The sequence below is a fragment of the Bartonella tamiae Th239 genome (genome assembly GCF_000278275.1).
In the GTDB taxonomy this organism is placed as follows: Bacteria; Pseudomonadota; Alphaproteobacteria; order Rhizobiales; family Rhizobiaceae; genus Bartonella; species Bartonella tamiae.
In genome coordinates, this window is the sequence record NZ_JH725147.1 from 178,847 (window position 1) to 203,339 (window position 24,493).

At 40.0% G+C, this 24,493-nt stretch carries 18 protein-coding genes; 7 read left to right on the forward strand and 11 right to left on the reverse strand.

Going from position 1 to position 24,493, the window contains the following annotated elements:
- Positions 1-274 precede the first annotated feature (274 nt).
- On the reverse strand, positions 275-1,300 hold the full coding sequence (locus tag ME5_RS00960; protein WP_008037558.1) for an SDR family oxidoreductase: 1,026 nt from the start codon (positions 1,298-1,300) through the stop codon (positions 275-277).
- A gap of 448 nt (positions 1,301-1,748) precedes the next feature.
- Here ME5_RS00960 and acs point away from each other — a divergent pair, with 448 nt between their 5' ends.
- From acs to ME5_RS00980, 3 genes are all read left to right on the forward strand, one after another.
- A complete protein-coding gene (gene acs, locus ME5_RS00965; RefSeq protein ID WP_008037559.1) occupies positions 1,749-3,704 on the forward strand; it encodes an acetate--CoA ligase in 1,956 nt (651 codons plus the stop codon).
- 257 nt (positions 3,705-3,961) lie between these two features.
- Complete coding sequence (locus tag ME5_RS00970; RefSeq protein ID WP_008037561.1) at positions 3,962-5,380, forward strand: sensor histidine kinase; 1,419 nt, start codon at positions 3,962-3,964, stop codon at positions 5,378-5,380.
- 842 nt (positions 5,381-6,222) lie between these two features.
- Positions 6,223-6,855: a TetR/AcrR family transcriptional regulator gene (locus ME5_RS00980; protein WP_008037563.1), complete on the forward strand. Its 633-nt coding sequence runs from the start codon at positions 6,223-6,225 to the stop codon at positions 6,853-6,855.
- Between the two features lie 1,649 nt (positions 6,856-8,504).
- Here ME5_RS00980 and hpt read toward each other — a convergent pair.
- The gene (hpt, locus tag ME5_RS00990) at positions 8,505-9,044 is read right to left on the reverse strand and encodes a hypoxanthine phosphoribosyltransferase (protein WP_008037565.1); all 540 of its coding nucleotides are present in this window, start codon (positions 9,042-9,044) and stop codon (positions 8,505-8,507) included.
- A 235-nt stretch (positions 9,045-9,279) separates the two neighbouring features.
- Here hpt and ftsE point away from each other — a divergent pair, with 235 nt between their 5' ends.
- From ftsE to ME5_RS01005, 3 genes are read left to right on the forward strand one after another with little or no spacing between them, the layout of a single operon-like run.
- Positions 9,280-9,939: a cell division ATP-binding protein FtsE gene (ftsE, locus tag ME5_RS00995; protein ID WP_008037566.1), complete on the forward strand. Its 660-nt coding sequence runs from the start codon at positions 9,280-9,282 to the stop codon at positions 9,937-9,939.
- Positions 9,932-10,906, forward strand: a complete 975-nt coding sequence (locus ME5_RS01000; protein WP_008037568.1) for a cell division protein FtsX — start codon at positions 9,932-9,934, stop codon at positions 10,904-10,906. Before ftsE ends, ME5_RS01000 begins: the two co-directional genes overlap by 8 nt.
- A 2-nt stretch (positions 10,907-10,908) precedes the next feature.
- A complete protein-coding gene (locus ME5_RS01005; protein ID WP_008037570.1) occupies positions 10,909-11,595 on the forward strand; it encodes a YdcF family protein in 687 nt (228 codons plus the stop codon).
- Between the two features lie 211 nt (positions 11,596-11,806).
- On the opposite strand, the gene ME5_RS01010 is transcribed toward ME5_RS01005, so the two are convergent.
- The 9 genes from ME5_RS01010 to ME5_RS10830 all read right to left on the reverse strand — a co-directional run bounded on the left by ME5_RS01010 (position 11,807) and on the right by ME5_RS10830 (position 22,853).
- Positions 11,807-13,789: a MacB family efflux pump subunit gene (locus tag ME5_RS01010; RefSeq protein ID WP_008037576.1), complete on the reverse strand. Its 1,983-nt coding sequence runs from the start codon at positions 13,787-13,789 to the stop codon at positions 11,807-11,809.
- 4 nt (positions 13,790-13,793) lie between these two features.
- A complete protein-coding gene (locus ME5_RS01015; protein ID WP_008037581.1) occupies positions 13,794-14,996 on the reverse strand; it encodes an efflux RND transporter periplasmic adaptor subunit in 1,203 nt (400 codons plus the stop codon).
- Positions 14,993-16,477 (reverse strand): efflux transporter outer membrane subunit, encoded by a 1,485-nt coding sequence (locus ME5_RS01020; RefSeq protein WP_008037582.1) that lies wholly within the window; start codon positions 16,475-16,477, stop codon positions 14,993-14,995. Before ME5_RS01020 ends, ME5_RS01015 begins: the two co-directional genes overlap by 4 nt.
- A 722-nt stretch (positions 16,478-17,199) precedes the next feature.
- Positions 17,200-18,006: an exodeoxyribonuclease III gene (xth, locus tag ME5_RS01025; protein WP_035000354.1), complete on the reverse strand. Its 807-nt coding sequence runs from the start codon at positions 18,004-18,006 to the stop codon at positions 17,200-17,202.
- A 594-nt stretch (positions 18,007-18,600) separates the two neighbouring features.
- On the reverse strand, positions 18,601-19,245 hold the full coding sequence (locus ME5_RS01030; protein WP_008037584.1) for an outer-membrane lipoprotein carrier protein LolA: 645 nt from the start codon (positions 19,243-19,245) through the stop codon (positions 18,601-18,603).
- A 101-nt stretch (positions 19,246-19,346) separates the two neighbouring features.
- Positions 19,347-21,824 carry a DNA translocase FtsK gene (locus tag ME5_RS01035; RefSeq protein ID WP_008037585.1) on the reverse strand — a complete coding sequence of 826 codons (2,478 nt, stop codon included), beginning with the start codon at positions 21,822-21,824 and terminating at the stop codon, positions 19,347-19,349.
- Positions 21,825-22,015: 191 nt separating this feature from the next.
- Complete coding sequence (locus ME5_RS10945) at positions 22,016-22,156, reverse strand: hypothetical protein (RefSeq protein ID WP_081485942.1); 141 nt, start codon at positions 22,154-22,156, stop codon at positions 22,016-22,018.
- Positions 22,157-22,411: 255 nt separating this feature from the next.
- The gene (locus tag ME5_RS10595) at positions 22,412-22,555 is read right to left on the reverse strand and encodes a hypothetical protein (protein ID WP_155816064.1); all 144 of its coding nucleotides are present in this window, start codon (positions 22,553-22,555) and stop codon (positions 22,412-22,414) included.
- 166 nt (positions 22,556-22,721) lie between these two features.
- Positions 22,722-22,853, reverse strand: coding sequence for a hypothetical protein (locus ME5_RS10830; protein ID WP_280641507.1), 132 nt, complete (start codon positions 22,851-22,853; stop codon positions 22,722-22,724).
- A 192-nt stretch (positions 22,854-23,045) separates the two neighbouring features.
- Here ME5_RS10830 and ME5_RS01040 point away from each other — a divergent pair, with 192 nt between their 5' ends.
- Complete coding sequence (locus ME5_RS01040; RefSeq protein WP_008037586.1) at positions 23,046-24,287, forward strand: ubiquinone biosynthesis hydroxylase; 1,242 nt, start codon at positions 23,046-23,048, stop codon at positions 24,285-24,287.
- Positions 24,288-24,493: the final 206 nt, after the last annotated feature.

Sequence of the window (24,493 nt, forward strand, 5' to 3'; positions counted from 1 at the left end):
TGATGTCTTTATAAAAGCGCTATCATTGTTATCAACATCATTATAAAAGCGATAGTTTTGCAAAATTATAATACCGCAAAGCCATCTCACGACGAAAGTATGGACGTCGTATCTGATTGTCTCATCAGCCTTTTAAACACACTCTCAAAAAGCATTTAAAAGAGCGCGTTAAAGAAGCGTTTGTCAAAAAGCTTATTTTAAGAGAGTGATTTTTTCAATGCTTATGCCCATCATTTGGCATATTCATGATGTCATGGTCGCTATGAAACAGAGATTAACTATCCATACCCATGCCCCCACCAGCGCCAAATACCTGACCTGAGCAATAGCTTGTTTCAGCACTTGCCAATAAAACATAAAGCGGTGCAATTTCAACAGGTTGACCCGCACGCCCAATAGGTGTTTCCCCACCAAATTGAGGAATGGCGTCCATTGGCTGTCCGCCAGAAGGTTGTAATGGTGTCCAAAAAGGTCCGGGTGCGACGGCATTGACCCGAATTCCTTTTGGCCCCAGTTGTTTTGCCAAAGATTTTGCAAAGGCCACATTCGCGGCTTTTGTTTGTGCATAATCAAAAAGATTGGCAGAGGGATCAAAGGCTTGCACAGATGATGTGATGATAATCGAACCGCCAGCAGGAATATGCGATAAAGCGGCTTTTGTTAACCAAAAAGGGGCGTAAACATTCACTTTCATGGTTGCATCAAAGGCATCATCTTCTAAATCTGAAAGCGATTCGACGGCTTGTTGATGCCCAGCATTATTGACAAGAATATCTAAACCACCAAGCTGTTTTGCTGCGTCTTCAACCAGCTTATAACAAAATTTTTTGTCTGATAAATCACCTGCAATCGCCACTGCTTTGCGTCCTGCCTGTTTGATGAGTTGCACGACTTCTTTTGCATCTGTTTCTTCTTGAGGAAGATAATTGATTGTGACATCGGCACCTTCACGTGCAAAGGCAATGGCGGCGGCTCTTCCAATGCCACTATCCCCACCAGTAATAAGTGCTTTGCGGCCCATTAATTTTCCTGATCCTTTATATGTTTTTTCGCCATGGTCTGGCAAAGGATTCATTTTTGAGGCCAACCCAGGTGGATCTTGGCGTGGTGTATCATAGGGAGGCTTAGGATAAGCATTGACGGGGTTTGTTCTGACAGTCAAAGGCGCCATTGCTGCGTTTTTGTGTGATGCGCCTTGCGCAAATGAGTGTCCAACCCCTGAAAAAGTTGCAGCGGCAAGTGTTCCTGCACTTCCTAACATGATTGTGCGACGTGATGCCTTTATTTTTTCATCCGACATAGTACCCTCCTATAATAAATTGAGTATTCATGGGACGTTCACGCAATAAATGACAAAGCCTGAACATCCCATATTTAAATGTGTTCATCTTAACCATAAAGGCATCACTATTGACCACAATTGATCACCATTGATTCTATTGTTTGAAACCAAGTCCATAAGCTTATCTTTAAATAAAACACACGCCTTTATGACTTTTCATTCAATGGTTTGAGATCAGATTTGGTTCCTTTTGCCATCAAAACCACAGTCAAAAATTTTACCGTGCAAATCCTTTCAAATTGGACTAATCTTGAAATAAAGAGCTTTTTTGTAAAGCATCTTTTGGAGGAATTTTGCTTAATGAATTTTATGCATCAAGGAAAACTTTGTAAAAAAACCTTTTAGGGATGCTTTAAAAAGGCGCTTTATAAAGCATACTTTTTTAAAGAAAGCTTTGGAGGAAAGCATGTTCGATAAGATATATCCTGTCGCCAATAGCATTAAAAAACACGCGTTCATCGACCATGAGACATATCAAAGCTGGTATCAAGAAAGTCTTGAAGAGCCTGAATTTTTTTGGGCCAAACATGGGCGGCGTATTGACTGGTTTAAACCCTTTACAAAGGTTAAAAATACCTGTTTTGACGGTCGCGTTTCAATTAAATGGTATGAAGATGGTGTCACCAATGTCACTTATAATTGTATTGATCGGCATTTAAAAAGTCGCGGCAATGATGTCGCCATCATATGGGAGGGTGACAATCCTTATATTGATAAAAAAATTACGTATAATGAGCTTTATGACACGGTTTGCCGTTTTGCCAATGTTTTAAAAAACCGTGGTGTAAAAAAAGGCGATCGGGTGACAATTTATTTGCCTATGATACCAGAAGCTGCTTATGCCATGTTGGCATGTGCACGTATTGGCGCCATTCATTCTGTTGTTTTTGCAGGCTTTTCGCCTAAAGCTTTGGCAGGGCGGCTGGTTGATTGCAAATCCACCTTTATCATCACCGCCGATCAAGGGATACGCGGCGGCAAGCCTATTGCTTTGAAAGAAAATATGGACCACGCGATTGATATTGCAGCACGCCACTATGTTTTTGTCAATCAAGTCATGGTGGTTCGTCGAACAGGGGAAAACATTGATTGGGCGCCGGGGCGTGATTTTTGGTATCATGAAGACATGAGCGAGGCCAAAGCAAAATGCCCCCCCGTAAAAATGAAAGCGGAAGATCCGCTTTTTATCCTTTATACCTCGGGTTCAACAGGAAAGCCCAAAGGGGTTTTACATACAACAGCAGGCTATCTCGTTTATGCCTCGATGACACATGAATATGTTTTTGATTATCACCCGGGTGATATTTATTGGTGTACGGCTGATATTGGCTGGGTGACAGGCCATTCTTATCTGGTTTATGGCCCTTTATGCAATGGCGCAACAACGGTGATGTTTGAAGGGGTTCCAAATTTTCCCGATCAAGCGCGTTTTTGGGAAATTGTTGATAAACATAATGTCAACATTCTTTATACTGCGCCAACGGCCATTCGCGCTTTAATGGGGGCGGGCAATATGTTTTTACAACGTTCCAAACGCTCATCTTTACGCCTTTTAGGAACCGTTGGTGAACCCATAAATCCTGAAGCATGGCACTGGTTTTATAAGGAAGTGGGTCATGCACAATGCCCCATTATGGATACTTGGTGGCAAACAGAAACAGGCGGTCATATGATCACCCCCTTGCCGGGCGCAACACAGTTAAAAGCTGGCTCGGCGAGCTTTCCCTTTTTTGGTGTGAAACCGCAATTGGTTGATGCGGAAGGCAACGTGCTTGAAGGGGAAAATGATGGCTATCTTTGCATAAGTGATTCATGGCCTGGACAAATGCGCACCATTTATGGCGATCATAAACGCTTTGTCGAAACTTATTTTTCAACCTATAAAGGCAAATATTTTACAGGCGATGGGTGCCGACGCGATCAAGATGGATATTATTGGATAACGGGGCGGGTAGACGATGTTTTAAATGTTTCAGGGCATCGTTTAGGAACGGCAGAAGTCGAATCGGCTCTGGTTTGTGATCATGGGGTCTCTGAAGCGGCTGTGGTTGGTTATCCGCATGCCATAAAAGGACAAGGCATCTATTGTTTTGTAACATTGATGGAAGGCATGCAACCCACTGAAGAACGCCGTCAACAGTTGATTAAACATGTGCGCAATGAAATTGGACCGATTGCCACACCAGACCGTATACAATTTGCATCCGCTCTACCCAAAACACGATCAGGCAAAATCATGCGGCGTATTTTGCGCAAAATTGCCGAAAATTCCTTTGACAATTTGGGAGATATTTCGACCCTTGCAGAACCGCAAGTTGTCGAAGATCTCATTCACAATCGCCAAAACAAAGCATCAGCGTAATAAAAGTGTTTTCATCATCGAGGAGTGCTGTCTCAAATTTTAAAAATCTTAAAAATTTAAGCAATGGTTTTAAACAGTCTTCTTTCAAGACATTTCATAATTCATTCATCATTATAGTCAATCCTATGATGATGAGAGACACTCAAACACCTCTCCACTTATATCTATAATACATTTTGAAACGATGTTTTGACTTAAGAGCCAAAGAAAGTGACCCATAGGGTTGAACCAACAGTGTGACAAAGACTTTACAAAATATGACACTTTTAAAAAATGATAATAATTTTATCCAATCGATCTTAGATAATGCCTTAGATTATGCCATTTTGACAACAACAATGGATGGCACAATTGTCAGCTGGAATAAGGGGGCTGAAAAACTATTTGGTTGGAAAGATCATGAAATCATCGGTCAATCCCTTGAACTTTTATTCACCCTTGAAGATCGCGCCAATAATCTTGCTGCAACGCGCCGACAAATGGCGCGCCATCACCGTATTGACCCTGTGGAACGCTTCCATATCCGCAAAGATGGTCGCCAGTTTTGGGCATCGGGTGATTTGCAGCTTCTTTATGGCAAAGATGGCACGCCTGAAGGCTTTTTAAAAATTGTCCGTGATCGTACTGAAGCACAACAACAAGCAGAAGCTTTAAGAATAAGTGAAGAGCGTTTGCGCCTTGCCCAAACAGCAGCAAGCATCGGAGCTTTTGAAATTGATCCGAAACACACTTTATTTAAAACAACCCCGCAATTTTTAAAATTGCTCGGGCTTGAAGAAAATACCGCCTTATCATTTCATGACTTTCTGGCGTTTATCACACAAGGTCAGGACCAGATTTTGGACTATTTTAAAAATGATTTGGCAATGGATCGCCTTTTCCAACATAAAGATTCTGCCCATCATACCAATAAGGTCTTTCATACAGATATTGAAATCAAACGCGCCAATGATAGTCAGTTGCGCTGGCTTGCCTATTGGGCTGAAACCATTGAGGACACGGTCAATAAAAACGTCCCTCCACGTATTATTGGTGTTTTACAAGATATTACTGAACAACGGCTTTACCAAGAAAAACAGACAATGGTATCAAATGAACTTGCGCATCGAGTGAAAAACATTTTGACCATAGTTCAAAGCATTGCCAACCAAACATTTATGCATGCTACATCAACAAAAGACGCGCTCAATGTTTTTTCAAAAAGAATTGCCGCTTTAGCCAAAGCACAAGATCTTCTAACAAAAGGTACAGACAAAGGCGCAGATTTGCGTGTCCTTATTTCTCAAAGTTTAGACATATACGATGAAATGCAAAGCCGTTTTTTCATTGATGGTCCTTCTTTAAAACTTTCTTCACAAGCCGTTTTAACAATGGTGCTTGCATTGCATGAATTATGCACCAATGCCGTAAAATATGGCGCGCTTTCCAATGATAAAGGCATCATCATCATCAAATGGCAGCTTCAAGACAAAGAATTTTTTTTTTATTGGCAAGAAAAAGATGGTCCGAAAATTAAAAACCCACATCATAAAGGCTTTGGTTCAACCTTGATTGAACGTTTGCTTCCAGCAAATTTAAAGGCCATAACTCATCTGACTTATGCAACCGATGGTCTCTTATTTGAGCTTCGCGCACCTTTTGATAAAGACAGTTTTCCTGATCTTAAAGACATATAGTAAACGCCCATTTCTTATATTTTAGACAGCAGTAATTTTTTTATAAAATTTATGTTTTTGGCAGTGCCATCATGGTGTTTAGCAGTGTTGCTATAAAAAATGCTGGAAGAAATTTAAAAAAAACTAAGTGACTGTTTCAAGATAAAACGATAAAAATTTTATTTTATGTAATGTCTTTCGTGACTATCCTATGCTTTTTTTATATGATGTGTCTTGTGGTCAGGTTCTGCACCATTCATGACGTTTAACAAAGATGAAAAAAGAAAGTCACAGCAACTCGCCTTGTGTGAATGTTTCAAACACGATCATCATTGCACCACGTTTTGATAAGGTGCGTTTATGGCGCATTCTTTTGACGTCTTCTGGCTTTTTACTTTTAAAATTTGGCAATGAAGACAAAAATCCAGCCTTTTCAAAGATCCAATCACAGGCTATTTTAAAAACAAAAACAGCTTTTTCATATGTAAAAATTTTATTTTATATGCTGGTCTTATTTTTGAGTGCTGGTTTTGTTTTCAATCGGCATATTCTCTGTTTCTAGCCTGAAAACAAGGTGGCTCAGCAACTCTCAAATGTATCAAAAGAGCATCATAAACAGCAATAATTTTCAAGAAAGCAAGTCGATAAAGGGTTGCGTTGTGCGTTTTCAAAAAGCAGATCAAAGCTTTTTATCCCTTCGAATAGGAAAGGTTTTGTGCTTTACCCTATCCACCATCATGAAAATAATCTCATCTCCTTTCGTTTTCGTTCTTGTCCCTTTTTTTCTCCCATTTTGATAAAATGAATAAGACATCTTCGAAGACTCTGGTCAAAAAACAACACTTATGTTATGAACATTGTTCATGGAAGAACACACCCTCACCAAAAGAGCTTTAAAGCGCGATCAAAAAAAACAAGCCTTGATTGAGGCGGCTGAAACGATGATTGCAAAAAGTGGTCTTGCATCTGTTAAGGTGCGTGATCTGGCCGATCATATTGGTGTTGCGCTCGGCAGTGTATATAATATTATTACTGATCTTGATGCGCTCATTCTTCTTATCAATTCGCGCACCTTAAACCGATTAAACACGGCACTCGATAGCGCCTTAAATGAGGTGAATGAAAATCAGCCACTTGATAAGCTAATTGTTGCGGCGCATACTTATCATCATTTTGCCGTTGACAATTATCATCTTTGGCACGCTTTATTTGATCATAGAATTTCAGAAGAAAAACAAGTTCCAAAATGGGTTTCAGCTGAACGCAAGCAACCCTTTTTACATGTAATAAAACCCTTATCACACCTCATGGCACAAACATCTGAGGCTAAAATTTTCACTTTTTCGCAAACATTATTTTCGGCCATTCATGGCATGGTGCTGATAGGCTTGGAAACACAAGATATTGGTGTGCGTTCGGAAAATCTTGATGATGAAATAACGCAGTTTTTGCACCTTATTGCCAATGGTCTTAGCAGCAAATATGGACAACAATAAAATCTCTTGCTCATTATCTTTGCATAAGATTGTTAAAAGACTTTCAAAAGATGACAAAGGGCATTCGTGGCTTATTAAAAAAAAGTTTAAAAAACGCAACGATCATACAAACGCAGATTCATGACATTTTTTGATCCGTTTTCGTCTTAATTAACATGCACGATAATGCTTAAACGAGTGTGGTAAATCCTCATTCAATTGTGTCAAAGAAATCTTTTTATGCCGCATCATGGTTCGTCTTCTTCTTTAAGATATCCAGCAAGATCCTTCTATTTTATTGCCAATCTTTCTGTTTTTCGTATTTTCATGCCTTTATATGGTTTTTCTGAACCCTTTTTATGCTTGTTGTGCGTAACTTTTTTCCTGTCTTTTAATTTTATAATTTTTGACTTTTGATCGTTTTTTTTAGTTGATTACACACACTTAATCGGCGTTCCTCGGCAAGGGTGAATAAGAATTGATATGGACTGACTAAGATTAACTAAATTTGGTAAGAATTGCTGAGGAATTATGGACATATTTTTTAAATTTTTTTAAAAAAAATTAAAGTGTTTGTTTCATGCTAACACTCTAAAATTCTATTTCGTGTGAAGTCTTTCGTGACTATCCTATGTTTTTAATATGATTTGTCTTGTACCAAGTTTTGCAACGCTGATGACTTTTAACGATTGCGCTTGTTTTTAACTTTTATGATTTTTCTTTTACCATTTTCTTCCTTCTTTTTAATAAGAAGGAAGGATAATCTTTTTCCTTATTGACATGCTTTAAGGGGAAAAAAGCCAAAGATACCCCCTACCCCATAGGAATAATCAAATTCCCATGAGGTAGAGGTATCCACGGCATTGGTTTTTATCAACCGATTGGTCCCAAATAAAAGAAAGAGACAAAGCCAGAGTGCCTCTCGGCGAACCCGTCCTCTGTTTCTGACAGCACCGGAGGACTTTCGATACCCGCGCTTGCAGTTGATGTCAGCAGGGAATTGCACCCTGTCACTGCATTTTTGGCTTTAACGCAATTTACGTATTTTGTCAAGATTTATACGTATTATGCGTAAAAGGCGCATATTTACGTATGATAAGCGGTAGACGCACAAAATTGCACCGTCAATGCAAGACAATTGCGTCAACAAAGGCGACACAACCCGCTCATTATGCACATAATGCACGCAAGAGAAGCACTCTTTGCATTCTATTAAAATATTTTCTAACACGAGACGCTATGATAAAAACAGAGGCTTTCATGTCCATTATCAAAAAAAAGCAAGAAAACGCCAAACACAATCAAAAACATGCCCCCCCCTGGTTATTGCTGACATGTTTTATAAAATTAAACTGTGTGTGACACAATTGGCAACGCATGTCAGCAAAGGCGCTCACGATGAAATTATGAAGAATGGACCAATGGGTCTCTCATTCTCTGACCAGTAGGTCAGTGGCCATTGAGCTCTTAGGCCTATAGTGTGAATCAATATCAGCAAAGTGTCATCTAAACACCTGTGAAGATACAAACCAATCAATCAATACGAAAATAAAAAATTTTAGTCTCAGCGCTTCATTTTTTAAAAAGCAGATCATCGCACAAAACATAATTGAAGATGTTGATGACACAATGACACAAAATGCATCATAAAGTTGATAAAGATCCAAGCATTAAGACATATGTTTGACACCAACAAACGGCAATTGGCGATAAGCATGGGCGTCATCCATACCATAGCCAACCACAAATTGATTTGGGCATGAAAAGCCAACAAAATCAGCTTGGATATTTGCTTTACGGCACATTGTTTTATCAAGCAAGACAGCCGTCATCACACGTTTTGCACCGCGTTGATAAAGCAGATCATGGACAAATTTTAATGTATTTCCCGATTCCAAAATATCATCGACAAGCAGCACATCACGCTCCTTAAAATCAAGATCACTGTCTTGAAGAAGGTGAATAGCACCACTTACTTGGCCTGAGCCATAGCTCGAAATGGTTAAAAATTCGACATCTAAAAGGACAGAATTTTTATAAAGCTCACGAATAAGATCGGCCGCAAAAACAAATGATCCTTTCAAAATAGGCAAAACAAGCAAATTTTTTGTCTTTATTTGCGCAATATCTTTTGCTATTTCAGCATTTCTAAGGGCAATTTCATCTTCAGAAAAAAGTATATCAATCATTTCGTCATGAATAACGGGCATTATAATTTCTCTCATTAAGTCGCAGGACATAAATCATTATAGTCCTTAAAAAAAGAAACTGTCGATAGATCAAAAATTTTAACCGCTGTTTAATCATATTCTTTAAGAATTAAGCGGTGAAAAAGAAGCAATAAGGTATTTTATCGTCTTTAAACAAAAAAACCAATCTAAATGAACAATGATGAACATAAATCAAACGCTTAACAAAGCGCAATAAAGGGAGAGGTGGCAGCCAGTGATTCGTTTTGAAAATGTTGGATTGCGTTATGGCATGGGAGCTGAGGTTCTTCGTGACGTGAGTTTTCATATTCCTCATAACTCTTTTCAGTTTTTAACGGGTCCTTCAGGTGCAGGCAAAACATCTCTTTTGCGCCTGATGTTTCTTGCTATGCAACCCACACGTGGGCTGATTACACTTTTTGGGCAAGACACTGCTTTGTTAAAAAAGCGAAAAATGCCAGCTTTGCGCCAGCGCATTGGTATTGTTTTTCAAGATTTTCGCCTGCTTGATCATATGACAACTTATGAAAATGTCTCTTTGCCATTACGAGTGATAGGACGTGAAGAAGCCACATATCGAGCAGAAGTTGAAGAGCTTTTACAATGGGTAGGACTTGGGGAACGCATGAACGTTTTGCCCCCTGTCTTATCAGGTGGAGAAAAACAACGCGCCGCCATTGCCCGTGCGCTTATTGACCAACCAGAAATCTTGCTGGCGGATGAGCCAACAGGCAATGTTGATCCATCACTGGCGCGCCGTCTCTTGCGCTTATTCATTGAATTAAACCGATCAGGAACCGCTGTCGTTATTGCCACTCATGATATCACTCTTATGGAGCAAATTGATGCCCGCCGCATGATTTTGCAAGATGGAAGGTTGAATGTTTATGACTGAAAGGTTGCATTACGAAAAAAAAAGAAATTTTTTGCGCCATAAGAGTGAGCCAAAGCCAACCTCAATTGTGCCTGAAGGCGACGTCACAGGACAAGCTTTGGTGGTGGTGATCGCCATTATGACATTTTTGGCATCTCTTGCTTTAAGTGGTGTGGATCTTATTGCCCAATCGGCCCGCAATTGGGAAACACAGGTTTCGCAAGAGGCCACCATTCAAGTGCGGCCAAGTGATGGTTTGGATATTGAAAAAACATTAAAATATGCTGTCGAAATTGCGCAAGGTTTTGAAGGGGTCAAAAGTGCAAAAATAGTTGATCGCGCCGCAACACAACGCTTGCTTGAACCTTGGCTTGGTACAGGATTAGAGCTTGATGAATTGCCCATACCGCGTCTTATCGTTGTGACATTTACCAATCCCGAGGCAGTTGATTTTGGTATGATGTCCGATGCTATTTCCACGCAAATACCAGGCGCAAGTTTTGATGATCATCGCAATGCCATAAACCGTCTTGTTTCTATGGCGCATACCACAGTTTTCATTGGTATGGTTGTATTGGTTCTTGTTTTAGCAGCGCTTGTTCTCACTGTTATTTTTGCCACACGCAGTGCCCTTTCTGCCAATAGCCATGTGGTGGAAGTACTCCATTTTATTGGTGCTGAATCCCGCTTTGTCGCCAGACAGTTTGATTTTCATTTTTTAAAAACAGGATTAAAAGGATCACTTTATGGGGGATGTGCAGCTATTCTTATTATTCTTGGTTTTTCCTTTTGGTCGCATCAAAATATGGGCACACCTGAGGCAGATCAAGCCATTGCTCTTTTTGGAAATTTTACCATAAGATGGATAAGTTATAGCCAAATCATCATCCTGATTGGTTTGGTGGCCTTTTTAACAATGATGACAAGCCGATTGACCATTTTAAATCAATTGCATCATATTGATCGACGCGAAAGCGACTTATTTTAAACATGGATGACAAAGATAAAACCGCACAATCTTTACACAATCATGGCGTTCGTTTCGCAAAAACGAGAAAAAAAATCTGTCATTGGCTAAAACGGTTTTTTAAACATTTGCCCCCCATTTATCTCTTTTTGATTTTTTGCATCGTCATGTTTATTGGCGGATTTTTATATTTTAGTGAAAAGATTTCAGCGCTTCAAGCGCCTGATCCGCTTGTTGTTGCCGATAGTATTATTGTTTTAACAGGTGGTGAAAAACGTTTAGACGCAGGTCTTAATTTGCTTGCTGAAGGATTTGGAAAACGCTTATTAATAAGTGGTGTTAATCCTGCGACCAACCGACCAACACTCATCAGAGTAACCCATGCCGACCCTAAATTGTTTGAATGCTGTGTCGATTTGGGGCACGAAGCACTGGATACAATAGGCAATGCGCAAGAAAGTGCAAAATGGCTCAAACGTTATCATTATAAAAGTGCCTATATTGTCACCAATGATTATCACATGCCAAGAGCCTTGGTTGAGCTGAAACGTTTCACACCAGATATTGCGCTTTTTCCTTTTCCTGTCAACGACGTGCAAGAACAAGACAGTATCATTCGCCAATTTACACAATTGCGCTTAACCTCGAGCGAATATATTAAATATATAAGAGTAACTTTGCGGCACTTTCTCACCATGTTCAGTTTTTAACACAGTAATTTTTTGATGAATACTCCTATAGTGAAACGCATATACTATGCTGTCCATCATGCAAAGAAAATGCTCAAGAGCGTTTTGTTTTAAAAGTTTAATAAAGCTGATGCACTTGGACTTTTGCTTTGATTGTCGCATACGCGCATTGATTACTTGCCACAAATTTTGGTCAAAAAGCGCGTGATTGTGAGTTTAATAAATTGCAAACTTAATCGCGCGCCAAAGCCACAACAGGATCAAGCTTTGAAGCGTTACGGGCGGGTAAAAACCCAAAACCCACACCGATCAAACTTGAAAAGACAAAGGCCAATATAATAGAGTTTGTCGAATAGATCAGCTGAAAGGGCGCTTGCAGCAAAGTAAAAATTGCCCCAACGGATAAACCGAAGACAATACCTAAAATACCCCCTATCAGGCATACTAAAATGGCCTCAATCAAAAATTGCTGCAAAATGTCGCTTTGACGTGCACCAACAGCCATACGCACACCAATTTCATTGATCCGTTCTGAAACACTGACCAACATAATATTCATCACACCAATACCGCCAACGATCAAAGAAATCATCGCAATTGAACCAACAAGTAATGTTAAAATATTAGTACTTGCCGTGACTTGACGACGAAACTCTTCAGAATTACGAATAAAAAAATCTTCGGTGCCATGACGAGCAATTAAAAATCTTTTTACCGCTTGTTCAGCCAAATAAGAATCCGCATCATCGGCAATTTTAAGCGTGATTGACTGGACGGTATTATCGCCTAAAAAACGTGTTTGCACAGTTGTATAAGGCAAATAGAATTGTAATGTATCTGATGCTGGTCCCATTTGCGGCACCTCAACCACACCCACAATACGGGCGGGTACAGAACCCATCAATACAACACGACCAAGGGCGCTTTTGTCTGTTTCATTTGGAAAAAGCGTTTTAATTGTTTGTTTTTCAACCACAAGTTCTAAAGAGCGCGTTAGGACACTTTGTGCATCAAACAAACGCCCTTCAATCAGTTTAATATTTTGTGCATCAAAATACTGATCACCAACACCAGAAAGAGACGCATTTGATTCAATATTGCCATATCGGGCGGTTGTATTTGTTGAGACATTAGGAGTAACAGCCGCGGCATAAGGCTGTTTTGAAAGTTCGGTTGCATCTGAATCAACCAGCGTTGTAATTTTGCCAGAGCGCATATCGGCAAAACTTTTTCCAGCAAAAATATTTAAAGTATTGGTACCAAGATTGTTAAAATTTTCTAATATTTTTTGTTGCGTACCATTTCCAAGCGCGACCATGGAAACGACTGCTGAAATCCCAATAATCACACCAAGCATGGTCAAAAAGGTGCGCATACGATGTGCATTCATAGAAAGAAGCGCCATAAGAAACGCTTCAACAAAGCGATCCAAAAGCATATTGAAAAAACCGATTTTTTGATGCCGTGACATTTCAAAGTCAACCTTCGGATTTTTAACACTTAAGTTTTGTGATGATATATTGGGTTGGTCAGAAAAAATTTCACCATCACTAATTTCAATAATGCGTTCGGCTTTTTTGGCAACGTCCATATCATGCGTGACAATAATGATCGTACGCCCTTCTTGATGCAGTTCTTCTAAAATGCGCAAAACCTCTTCACCACTATGGCGGTCAAGAGCCCCTGTAGGCTCATCGGCAAGAATAACTTCAGCATTATTCATCAAAGCCCGCGCAATAGACACGCGTTGTTGTTGCCCCCCAGAGAGTTGTCCTGGACGATGGTGAACACGTTCCCCCATACCCAATCGTTCTAATAAGGCGGTTGCACGTTTTTTGCGCGCTTGTGGTGATGAGCCTGCATAAATGGCAGGAATTTCTACATTGCCAAGGGCAGTTAACTCACTCAAAAGATTGTAACGCTGAAAGATAAATCCAAAATGATCGCGCCTGAGTGCGGACAATTGATCTGGCTCAAGCTGTGCGGTTTCATGTCCTGAGACATGATAGCTGCCACGTGTTGGTCGGTCCAAACAGCCTAAAATATTCATCAAGGTAGATTTACCAGACCCTGAAGCCCCAACTATGGCAACCATTTCCCCACGTTTAATGGTTAAATTAATCCCTTTTAAAACGCGCACATTGGTTTCACCAGCGGGAAATTCGCGCTCAACATTTTTTAAAACAATCACATTATCATCTGGTTTTTTTTTCATGACTTTAAAAAGGTCCTGCACGGCGGCGCCCAGTTGTGAGGCTCATTGTGCCATCGCTTGATCCTGTGATGACAGTTTCCCCCTCTTTTAAACCAGAAAGCACCTCAACCATAACTTTGTCATTCAGTCCAATTTCAATCATGCGCTCTTCTACATCACCAGATGAATTGAGAACAGAAATACGGGCGTTTTTGCCTTGTACAAAATTTAAAGCATCCGATGGAATAAGCAAAGCATTATGTGCCCGTCCCAAGATGATATGCACTTCTGCTGTCATATAGGTGCGCAAAACACCATCATCATTGGGCACATCAAATGTTCCATTGTAGTAAATGGCAGAAGAAGAGGCTGATCCTGAAGCAACGCCAGTTGATGAATTAAAACTAATATCATTGCGGATAGATTCTGGAGCAGGCTCAATTTTTTCCAAGCGACTTTCATAGCGTCGATTTGGATTGCCAACAACACTAAAATAGAGATCTTGTTGCGGTTTGACATTGATAATGTCCGCTTCTGAAATTTCTGCTCTAATTGTCATGACAGAAAGATCCCCAAGAATGACAATTGTTGGCGCAGACTGCACGGCATTGACGTTTTGCCCCTCTTGCACAACAGCAGCAAGCACTGTGCCATCAGAGGGAGCGGTGACACGGGTATAGCCAAGATTGACTTCAGCCGTTTCCACATCCACTTGCGCTTGGACAATTTGCGCTTTCAATTGTTCAATTTGGGCATGTCGCACTTTTACCTGTGCTTGAGCATCGTCAAAATCTGCACGTGAAACAGCATGAGAGGCAATCATCGTTTCCTGACGTTTTAAATTTTGTTGTGCCAAAACCAATTGTGCTTCTTGTTCGGCCAATCGCGCTTGATAATTTGCTAATGATGCTTTAGCGCTTTTCAAATCATTTTCTTGCGTTGTTGGATCAATTTCAGCCAGTAAATCACCTTCTTTTACAACGCTTCCTGGTTGCACCTTCATGGAAATAATACGCCCTGTCGCACGCGCACCTACAGCCACCAAACGATGAGGCTTCACCGTGCCTGTTGCCAAAACGCTAACTTCAATATCTCCCCGCTTGACTTTTGCGGTCATATAATTTGGCATTGCGGAGGAAAAAAACGTCGCCTTTATCCAGAAAAAAAGAAAGATAATAAGAATGATTGCTACGATCCATATGAGCTTTTTCTTTCGTTTCATTGTCATTGACCACCTTTGTACGCGGTTTTTAAATGAGGTCCTGTATACCCATCAACAATTTCTGGTTTTGATGTCTCCACCACACCATCCCAACCACCGCCTAAAGCTTTCATTAAGGCAATATATTGTGTTGTGATGGAAACCCGACTTTCAATCAATGATTGCTGTGAGGAATAGTGGGAACGTTCCGCATTGAGCAATTCTAAAAAGCTTGTATTGCCGCCTTCATAAAGGCTGCGTGACAGATCAAGAGCCTTAGCGTAAGCACTTGATGATTGGGCAAGCTTAACAGAGCGTTGGCGTTGTTTTTGCATCGAAACAATCGCGTTTTCAACCTCTTCTAAGGCGAGCAAAATTGACTTTCTATAAGCAATAAAAGATTGATCTCGTTGAGCTCGAGCAATGTCCACAGCCGCCGCCAATTGGCCACCATTAAAAATAGGCACACTTAAACCTGGACCAAACGACCAGCTAATGGTTGAGTTTTTGCCCAATTGCCCAATTTGTGTGCCCGATGTTGCAATATTGCCTGTTAGAGTAAGCGCAGGATATCGCTCCGCCTCTCTTTGTCCAAGACGCGCTGTTGATTGTGCATAGCGGCGTTCAGCCAAGCCAACATCTGGACGTGTTAATAAAATATCGGCTGGAATTCCAGCAGGAATGGGCCATTTTGGCTGCGGAATTTTGCCTGTTTTTTTCATCAAATCAAAAAGCGCTGTTGGATTTTGACCCGTTAAAACAGATAAACGGTGGATGGTAACGGCTAAGTTGGCTTCCATTTGCGGTATACCCGCTTCTGTACTTGCTGATTGTCCTTGGGCGTTTGAAACATCCAATTGGGAGACTGCGCCTGCGCTAAATTTATCTTTTGTCAATTGCGCGGTGCGTTTTTGAGCTTGGGCGGTATTTTTTGCTAAAGCAATTTGATGTTGCAAACCGCGCGCTTCAACATAATTGGTTGCCACATCGCCAATTAATGTCACCATTGTTGCTCGCATTTCTTCATATGCCCCATCAAGACCATATTTTGCCGCTTCAATAGCTCGACGATTCGCGCCAAAAAGATCAATTTCCCAGCGTGAATCCAATCCACCACGAAATTGACTATTTTCTGATCCACCTGCCGCTTTATTGCGATTGGCGGATGCTGTCCCATCTAAAGTAGGAAAAAGAGTGCCACTTGTTTGCCAAAGACTGGCACGTGCCTCACGCACTTTTGCCTTGGCGCTTGCGACATCATTATTGCCGTAAATGGCTGCTTGAACCAATTGATCCAATAACGGATCATGAAGCGTGTGCCACCACCCGCCAAGGGATACAGATTGGCTCGTGACTTCTTGCCCATTGCTTTTCCATGTATTGGGCATGAAAAACAAAGGTTTTTGATAGTCTGGACCCACCAAACAGCCTGAAAGACATAAAAGCCCAACCAGCGCAAAAAAACGCATTGGCAACAAGCCTGCGCGCATAGACCAAAATTTTTCCATTTTTGCTCCCAAAAGGGCTGATCGGCTCTTCATTGAAATAACACAAAGACTTTTATCTTTGCGCTTTATATTTCACAATTCATAAAAAAAATCTTGTGAAATTTTCGTCATGTTTGATTCCTTTTATGTGTAAGCTTCATTCAATGTGTTAAAAAGCATGTTAAACAGCAAAATATGCAAGAAAAAAGCAATTTTAGGAGAACCGATCTGGTTATGCTTTTTAATACAACAAAGTGAAACTTTTTTGTTCTTTAAAAAAGTCGCGCACGATCTTTTATCTAACATTTTTGATAATCATTCTTTTTTGTGATCTTTTCGCTTCAGCTGTCTGATAGTATTTTGATAAAATAAATGAGGCTTGAGCCACACGCTTATAGGCAGAAAAGGGGGTATTTCATCGGTTCACTTGGTACATATTTTTTCACAAAGTTTTTTATCTATTCAAAAATTCTTCATCTTTGATGATTGAGAAAAAACAGCCTTAAGTGATAGTCAAACGCCATTCACAGTGTTTTCAGAAGAAAGATAAAATCTTTTTAAAAGACTATTCATAGAGCTTTTAAGCGAACAAAATACCATTTTCTAAAAGTATTTTTGTGTTAAATTCGCTTTAAAAGATGGTTTTAAAGTTTTTTAGACGAAAAAGATATCTTTCTTCTGAAAATTATTTAAGACACGATACCCTCTCATAGCCTTTTTAATTTTACTCAAAATTTAATTTTTTAATCAAGATCAAACTGCATTATAACAGGCACGTGGTCAGATGGCTTTTGCCAACCTCTTGCCTTAGTCATAATATCCATTTTTTGCACAAAGTGGCTGAGATCGGCTGATGCCCATATATGATCCAACCGACGCCCACGATTGGAGACCGACCAATCTTTGGCACGATAGCTCCACCACGTGAAAAGTTTTTCAGGTTCAGGCACTTGTTGACGCATTAAATCCACCCAACCGCCTTGGTGTAACAAAGCCTTTAAGGTGTCTGTCTCTATGGGTGTATGACTAACAATTTTTAATAATTGTTTATGCGACCAAACATCATGTTCTAAAGGTGCAATATTTAAATCCCCCACCAAAATTGAGGAAAAACCATCGCCCATATCCGCAACAATAGCTTTCATTTCTTCTAAAAAATTAAGCTTATGGCGAAATTTGATATTCATCTCAGGATCAGGCTCATCCCCCCCTGCAGGAACATAAAAATTATGGATGCGAATGGTTTTTTTGCCCGCTTGCACACAAACACAAATATGGCGGCAATCGCCTTTATCGCAAAAATCTTTCATTTCAATCTGCGTCAAAGGGCGTTTGGATAATGTTGCAACGCCGTGATAGCCCTTTTGTCCATTAATGGCACTATAGTGATAACCTGCTGCGTGAAGTGCTTTGAGTGGAAATTGATCATTGGGGCATTTGGTTTCTTGCAAACAAAGAATATCAGGTTTCACATCTTCCAAAAATTCCAACAAAAGGGGTAAGCGCAAACGAACGGAATTAATATTCCATGTAGCCACTGAAAAACTCATTTAAAAAACTTTCGTTGAAACGCGCTAAAAGGTTCTAAAACAAAAGGTGATCTTTATCGGCAAAAAACAAAAAAATCCAGAGATTCTGACGTTTTTTAAGAAAACTTTTTATAAAACATGCGATAAATCATTAAAAGTGACCATGATATTATTTTTTATCATCAACACACTGGCCGCTCGTAAGCGCATGATTGATCGATAAAATGAACAGTGATAAAAATGGTTAAAAACACTTCAAGTAAGACGTCTCCTTTATGATGTTCTTTGAACGGCATTGGCTACACGCTCTTTGAAAATCAGTGACAATGCGTTTTTTAAGCAATATTAACAGTGCATTTTTTGAACATAAAAGATAAAAAAAATGCCAGCCTTCTCAAACCATAAGACAAGAATTATCGCTTATTTTATCAGACCAAAATAGAGCGGCATAGAAAGAGGACGTTTATAGCGATCAAAAACACTTTCTCTTTTTTTAAATTGTATTGTTTAAATAAAATTGAGTATTAAAAAAAGCCTGATCATTTTTTAAATGATCAAGCCGCGACATTTTCATCATCAAATTTTAGATAGAGATTACCAAATTTTAAATAGGCATTAACGGTGATTGCGTTTCATAGCTATGCGTTGATAAGGAATATCAAACATGCCATTGGCAAAACGAACACCTGTGCGTACATTGGTGATCTGTATCGTTGTTTCTAAATTTTGCTGATCAACAATTGTCCATTGACGCAATTCGTAGGTTTTAGAATCAAAAATCATCCGAATCTGCCCCTTACCCAATGTTTTGTCAGCCAAAATCATAGTGGTTGCACCGGGGTCTTGATTAACCGCCAATAATTTTCCACCTGATAAATCAATACGATTATCCAACAGCATTTTCATGGGTGTTTGTGACAATTGATAAAGATCCCACGTATCAAGTTTGCGATTGTTGATAGCAACAGATTGACCGTCAGTAATCACACGCACAGGCGAATTTTTATATTGGAAGCGAATTTTGCCAGGACGTTCAAGATAAAATGTGCCTTCTGTCATTTCCCCTTTGGGGCTAAATTGAATAAAATCGCCTGTCATTGTTTTGATGGCAGAAAAATGATTGGCAATTGTTTGTGCTTGTGCGCTGGCCGTTTGGGCGTAAGAGCCTTGCGTGGTCGAAAGCGCCACACCACCGCTTAGCATGGCAACTATGGCAGCCATATATAAGGTTTTTAACCTTGATAATCGATTCATTTTCATCATACTTCTCCTGCCCTTTATATTTTATAAAGCTATGGCATTACTATGGCATATTTGGCATAAAATTGGTGCATTATGAAGAAAAAACAAGACACTTTGTTTTAAAACGGTGCCTCTTGTTCAGGAACAAGAATCTCACGCTTACCTGCATGATTGGCTTCACTAATTAAACCTTCTTCTTCCATACGTTCGATGATTGTCGCAGCACGATTATAGCCAATACCCAAACGCCGCTGAATATAAGATGTCGAAACTTTACGATCACGCAAAACAACCGCAACAGCCTGATCATATGGGTCTTCGGACATAGGCTTAGCACCATTTTGATCAGAGTCACTTTCCATCGTGTCTTCACCATCATCTTCTGTAATGGCATCAAGATAATGGGGCACACCTTGTGCTTTAAGGTGATGAACAATTTTTTCCACCTCATCATCCCCCACAAATGGACCATGAACACGCTGAATACGTCCACCGCCCATCATAAAAAGCATATCGCCTTGACCAAGCAATTGTTCTGCTCCTTGTTCGCCCAAAATCGTACGACTATCAATTTTTGATGTTACAGAAAAAGAAATGCGCGTTGGAAAATTGGCTTTAATGGTGCCTGTAATTACATCAACGGACGGACGCTGTGTTGCCATAATGACATGAATGCCTGCAGCACGCGCCATTTGTGCAAGTCTTTGCACCGCCCCTTCAATATCTTTACCAGCAACCATCATCAAATCAGCCATTTCATCAATAATCACCACAATAAACGGCATAGATGTAAGATGAAGCACCTCTGTTTCATAAATCGGCTTACCTGTTTCACGGTCAAATCCCGTTTGCACAGTCCGTGAAAGGCTTTCGCCTTTTTCTTCAGCCTCTTTAATGCGCGCATTAAAGCCTTCAATATTACGAACACCGACTTTGGCCATTTGGCGATAGCGTTCTTCCATTTCACGCACCGCCCATTTTAACGCCACCACAGCTTTTTTAGGATCGGTCACCACAGGCGTGAGCAAATGGGGAATCCCATCATAAACCGAAAGCTCCAACATTTTTGGATCCACCATGATTAAACGACATTGCTCAGGACTCATGCGATAAAGCAGCGATAAAATCATTGTATTTATAGCAACCGATTTTCCCGATCCTGTGGTTCCTGCCACCAACAAATGTGGCATTTTGGTTAAATCAGCAATAACAGCATCGCCATCAATCGTCTTACCAAGCGCCAGACCAAGTTTTGCTTTATTTTCATAAAATTCCTGTGTCTGCATAATTTCACGCAGATAAACAGTTTCACGCATTGGATTGGGCAGTTCAATACCAATAACATTACGTCCCGATACAACCGCCACGCGCGCAGATATCGCACTCATGGAACGCGCAATATCATCTGCCAAGCCAATAATACGCGATGATTTAATGCCCGGTGCAGGCTCAAATTCGTATAGCGTCACAACAGGTCCTGGGCGCACATGAATAATCTGTCCTTTAATCCCAAAATCATCAAGAACATTTTCCAATTGCGCCGCAGTGTCTTTTAATTTTTCTGGTGACAAAGCAGGACTTTTTTGGACCATTTGCGGCTCTGCCAAATAGTCAAGAAGAGGCAATTCAAATCCAGAATGTGATCCGAAATTTGACCCATTTGGGGTCAAAGAATAGCTTGACTCAAATGATTGTTGATCGCGGCGATTATTGTGTATGTTTTCATAATTATTGTCATAACTTTTGGCGTCATTTTGCACCGCTTGCAGCGATTCAAAACCAGGTTCAAGCTTTTCTCTTTGCTGATGATAAGATGTCTTTTTATGCCCCGCATTATAACGTTGAGAAAAAAACACATTTCTAAAAAGCGTTTTTATCCAATAAAGAAGATGAATACTCCCCCCAAAAAGCGTAACAAAAAAACCACCACGATTGTCTTGTGACACCTGATTGTCATCAAAATCTTCTTGTTGGTTGCGACGACTTTTTACTTTTGTAAGTTTTTTGGGTTTTGCTCGACCAATGACACCCCCTGCAACCGCCATTGTAAAAAACGCCAAAGGTGCAAAAATAAGAGCGCTGCAAAAAGTCACAACAAAACCATTGATTGAAGGAATGAAAGCGCTCAGCAAAGCCAAGATTTTATCACCAAAAACACCACCCAATCCAATCGGCATCGGCCAATGGGCAAATGGCGGAATTAAAGCCATAAGAGCGGCAAAGCACAACAAAGAAAAAAACCAAAAAAACATACGACGAAAAGGTCGATCAATATGTTTTTGAGCAATTAAAAGTACTGCCCAAAAAAATGGAGGCAAAAGAGCAGCAACACTTGCCAAACCAAAAAACTGCATCGCAATGTCAGAAAAAACCGCGCCCGGATAGCCCAAAATATTACTAACAGGACGATCATGAGCATAACTTAAAGATGGATCCGCAACATTCCACGTCGCTAACGCCGCGCCAGCAAGACCAATCAACAAAAAAAGTCCAATACCGATAAATGCACCAATCTGTCTTGAAAACACTACAAAAAGACGCGGGCTTTGATACGCTGTGTCTGTGGTGTAATCGTATGAAGATGAACCCTGACGCATAAACTAACCCAAATCATGTAAAAGAATCGACTAAAAAAAATTCTAAACGAAGAGAGTTAATAGCCTATTAACCAAATTCACGATGATGACATCTTATCAAGAAGAATCAAAAATATACTTATCAACGATTATACCCGATAGCGTATTAAGCTTTCTTGGCTGGCTGTACACATTAAATTCCCATCTCCACTCTATATAGAGCGATGGCTTAATCCACGATCCTTTAATAAGTTGGAAGTTTTCATATCGTAAAAAAGCCAATCATCAAGATCAATCTTTCGATGAAACCACAAAGAATGATAAAGGCTCGCCGGTTGAATAAATGGTGAAATAAGTCAAAGATGATAGGGATAAAGCGTTTTATCAAGCAAAGGCAGATCCGAAAAATAGGCGATGATTGCCGCGCTGTACTGTGGTGTAAAAATCGTTTTTAAATCGTCTAATCTCCGATTAGGATCGATCTTAAACCAGCACTGTTGAACATTGACACTTATTTTACGATCACGATAATTTATTGGATCTATCGACCGTATGTGAAAAGAAGAAACAATCTGTGAAGATGTGTGGCCGTTTTTCCTATCATCCGTTTAGTTTGTCACATGTCGTATCACTTCTTTGCCATGCAAATTTTCACGATCAGTTAAACTTTCAGGATCAGGTAAATTTTTTGACATTTCAGTCTGAAAATCACGTCCATTTTCATCAATTTGAAATGATGCTGTTAAAGTCAAATGGCTTTATTATTTTGTTTGACTACCACTTGGTGTAGAAAAAAATTTTGCCACCACTCAAACAAAAAACTCATATTAAAGAGGAAATTTAAGATTGCCCAGTCTTAAAAAATAGGCATGAAGCGAATGCATCAAGCTCTCTTTTGAAAGAGTTTTTGCGCGGCTACTAATGCTTGCGCAATGCTATGGTCGCCAAAACACGCTGCCAATGCGAATTTCCACTTTGACCACAAAACATATTCTGGTCAATTGTTACCAAATCCAGTATATTGCGTAAATGTTGAAATGGATGTGTCATGGGAGAGATTCTTTATGAAAATTACCCTAAAAAAAAATAAAGAAGCATTGTTCTTTTCAAGACACAACACTCTTATCAAAAAACGTTCTCTTTGCCACTATTTCAAAAGAACACTAAAAAATCAATGTCATGTCCGTATGTAAAATTTTATCATAAATCCAATTTTATGGTTTCACAAATAAAGGAAAATCGATGTCAAAGAGCAAACAAACAGCCCCACTTATCTATGATGTGGTTATTACAGGTGGTGCTCATGTTGGCCTTACATTAGCTGTTGCAATAAAACAGGCAGCGCCTTTTTTAAATATTGCAGTCATTGATGCTAATCCTCATAATAGCTGGAAGAATGATCTTCGCGCCTCTGCCATTGCCGCTGCTGCTATTCGAATGCTGAATACATTAAACTGTTGGCAAGAGGTTGAACCTTTATCACAACCCATCACTGAAATGATTATTACAGATTCAGAAAAAAGTGATCCAGTTCGCCCTGTTTTTTTAACCTTTGATGGCGATCTCAGCGCAGGTGAGCCTTTCGCTTATATGGTGGAAAATAAATATTTAAACCAAGCTCTTCACAAACGGGCAGAAGAGTTAAATCTTTCCATTATGGCAGCGTTACGGGTTGAAAATTTTCAAAATGAACATGAAAAAGTCATCATTCATTTAAGCAATGGACAAAACATAATAACACGTCTTCTTGTTGCTGCTGATGGTGTGCGCTCTCAATTGCGCGACATTGCAGGAATTAAAACCGTGCATTGGCCTTATCATCAAAAAGGCATTGTCTGTACGGTTGAGCATGAAAGAGACCATCATGGGCGCGCAGAAGAGCATTTTCTTGCCGCAGGACCCTTTGCCATTTTGCCTTTAAAAGGCAAGCGCTCTTCACTGGTTTGGAATGAGCGCAATGAAGAGGCAGACCGCCTGATTAGCGCTGATAAAATGGTGTTTGAAGCAGAACTTGAAACGCGTTTTGGTCATCATTTAGGCGCTTTAAAACTTGTGAGTGAACGGCGTGCTTTTCCTTTTGGCCTCACCCTTGCGCGTGAATTTGTTAAGCCGCGTTTTGCCCTTGCAGGCGATGCCGCGCATGGTATTCATCCCATTTCAGGCCAAGGGCTCAATCTGGGCTTTCGTGATGCCGCGGCTCTTTCAGAAATTATTGTCGATACCGCAAGGCTTGGGCTAGATATTGGGTCTCTTGCATCATTGGAGCGTTATCAAACATGGCGGCGTTTTGAAACCGTGCGCATGGGAATGACAACAGACATATTAAACCGCATGTTTTCCAATGATATTGCGCCCTTGCGCGCGTTTCGTGATATTGGACTTGGTTTGGTTGATCGTATGCCCAAATTAAAAAATTATTTTATTTCTGAAGCGGCAGGTTTAACCAATGGCTCACCCAAACTATTAATGGGTGAAAATCTTTAATCTTGAGAGACACAATATAGGGTACCAAGTTTAAAGTCGCTTTTGAATTGTCTCGAATTTTTGTTTTAAAACGCTTTGACTCTATCAGTGCCATCGCGCCAATTTTTAAATAATGAACATTTTTAATAAAAAGCAAAAACAGCGCACAAAATCCGATGTTTATAGCTTATTTAAAAACATTACATTGCACATGCAACATGCTTATT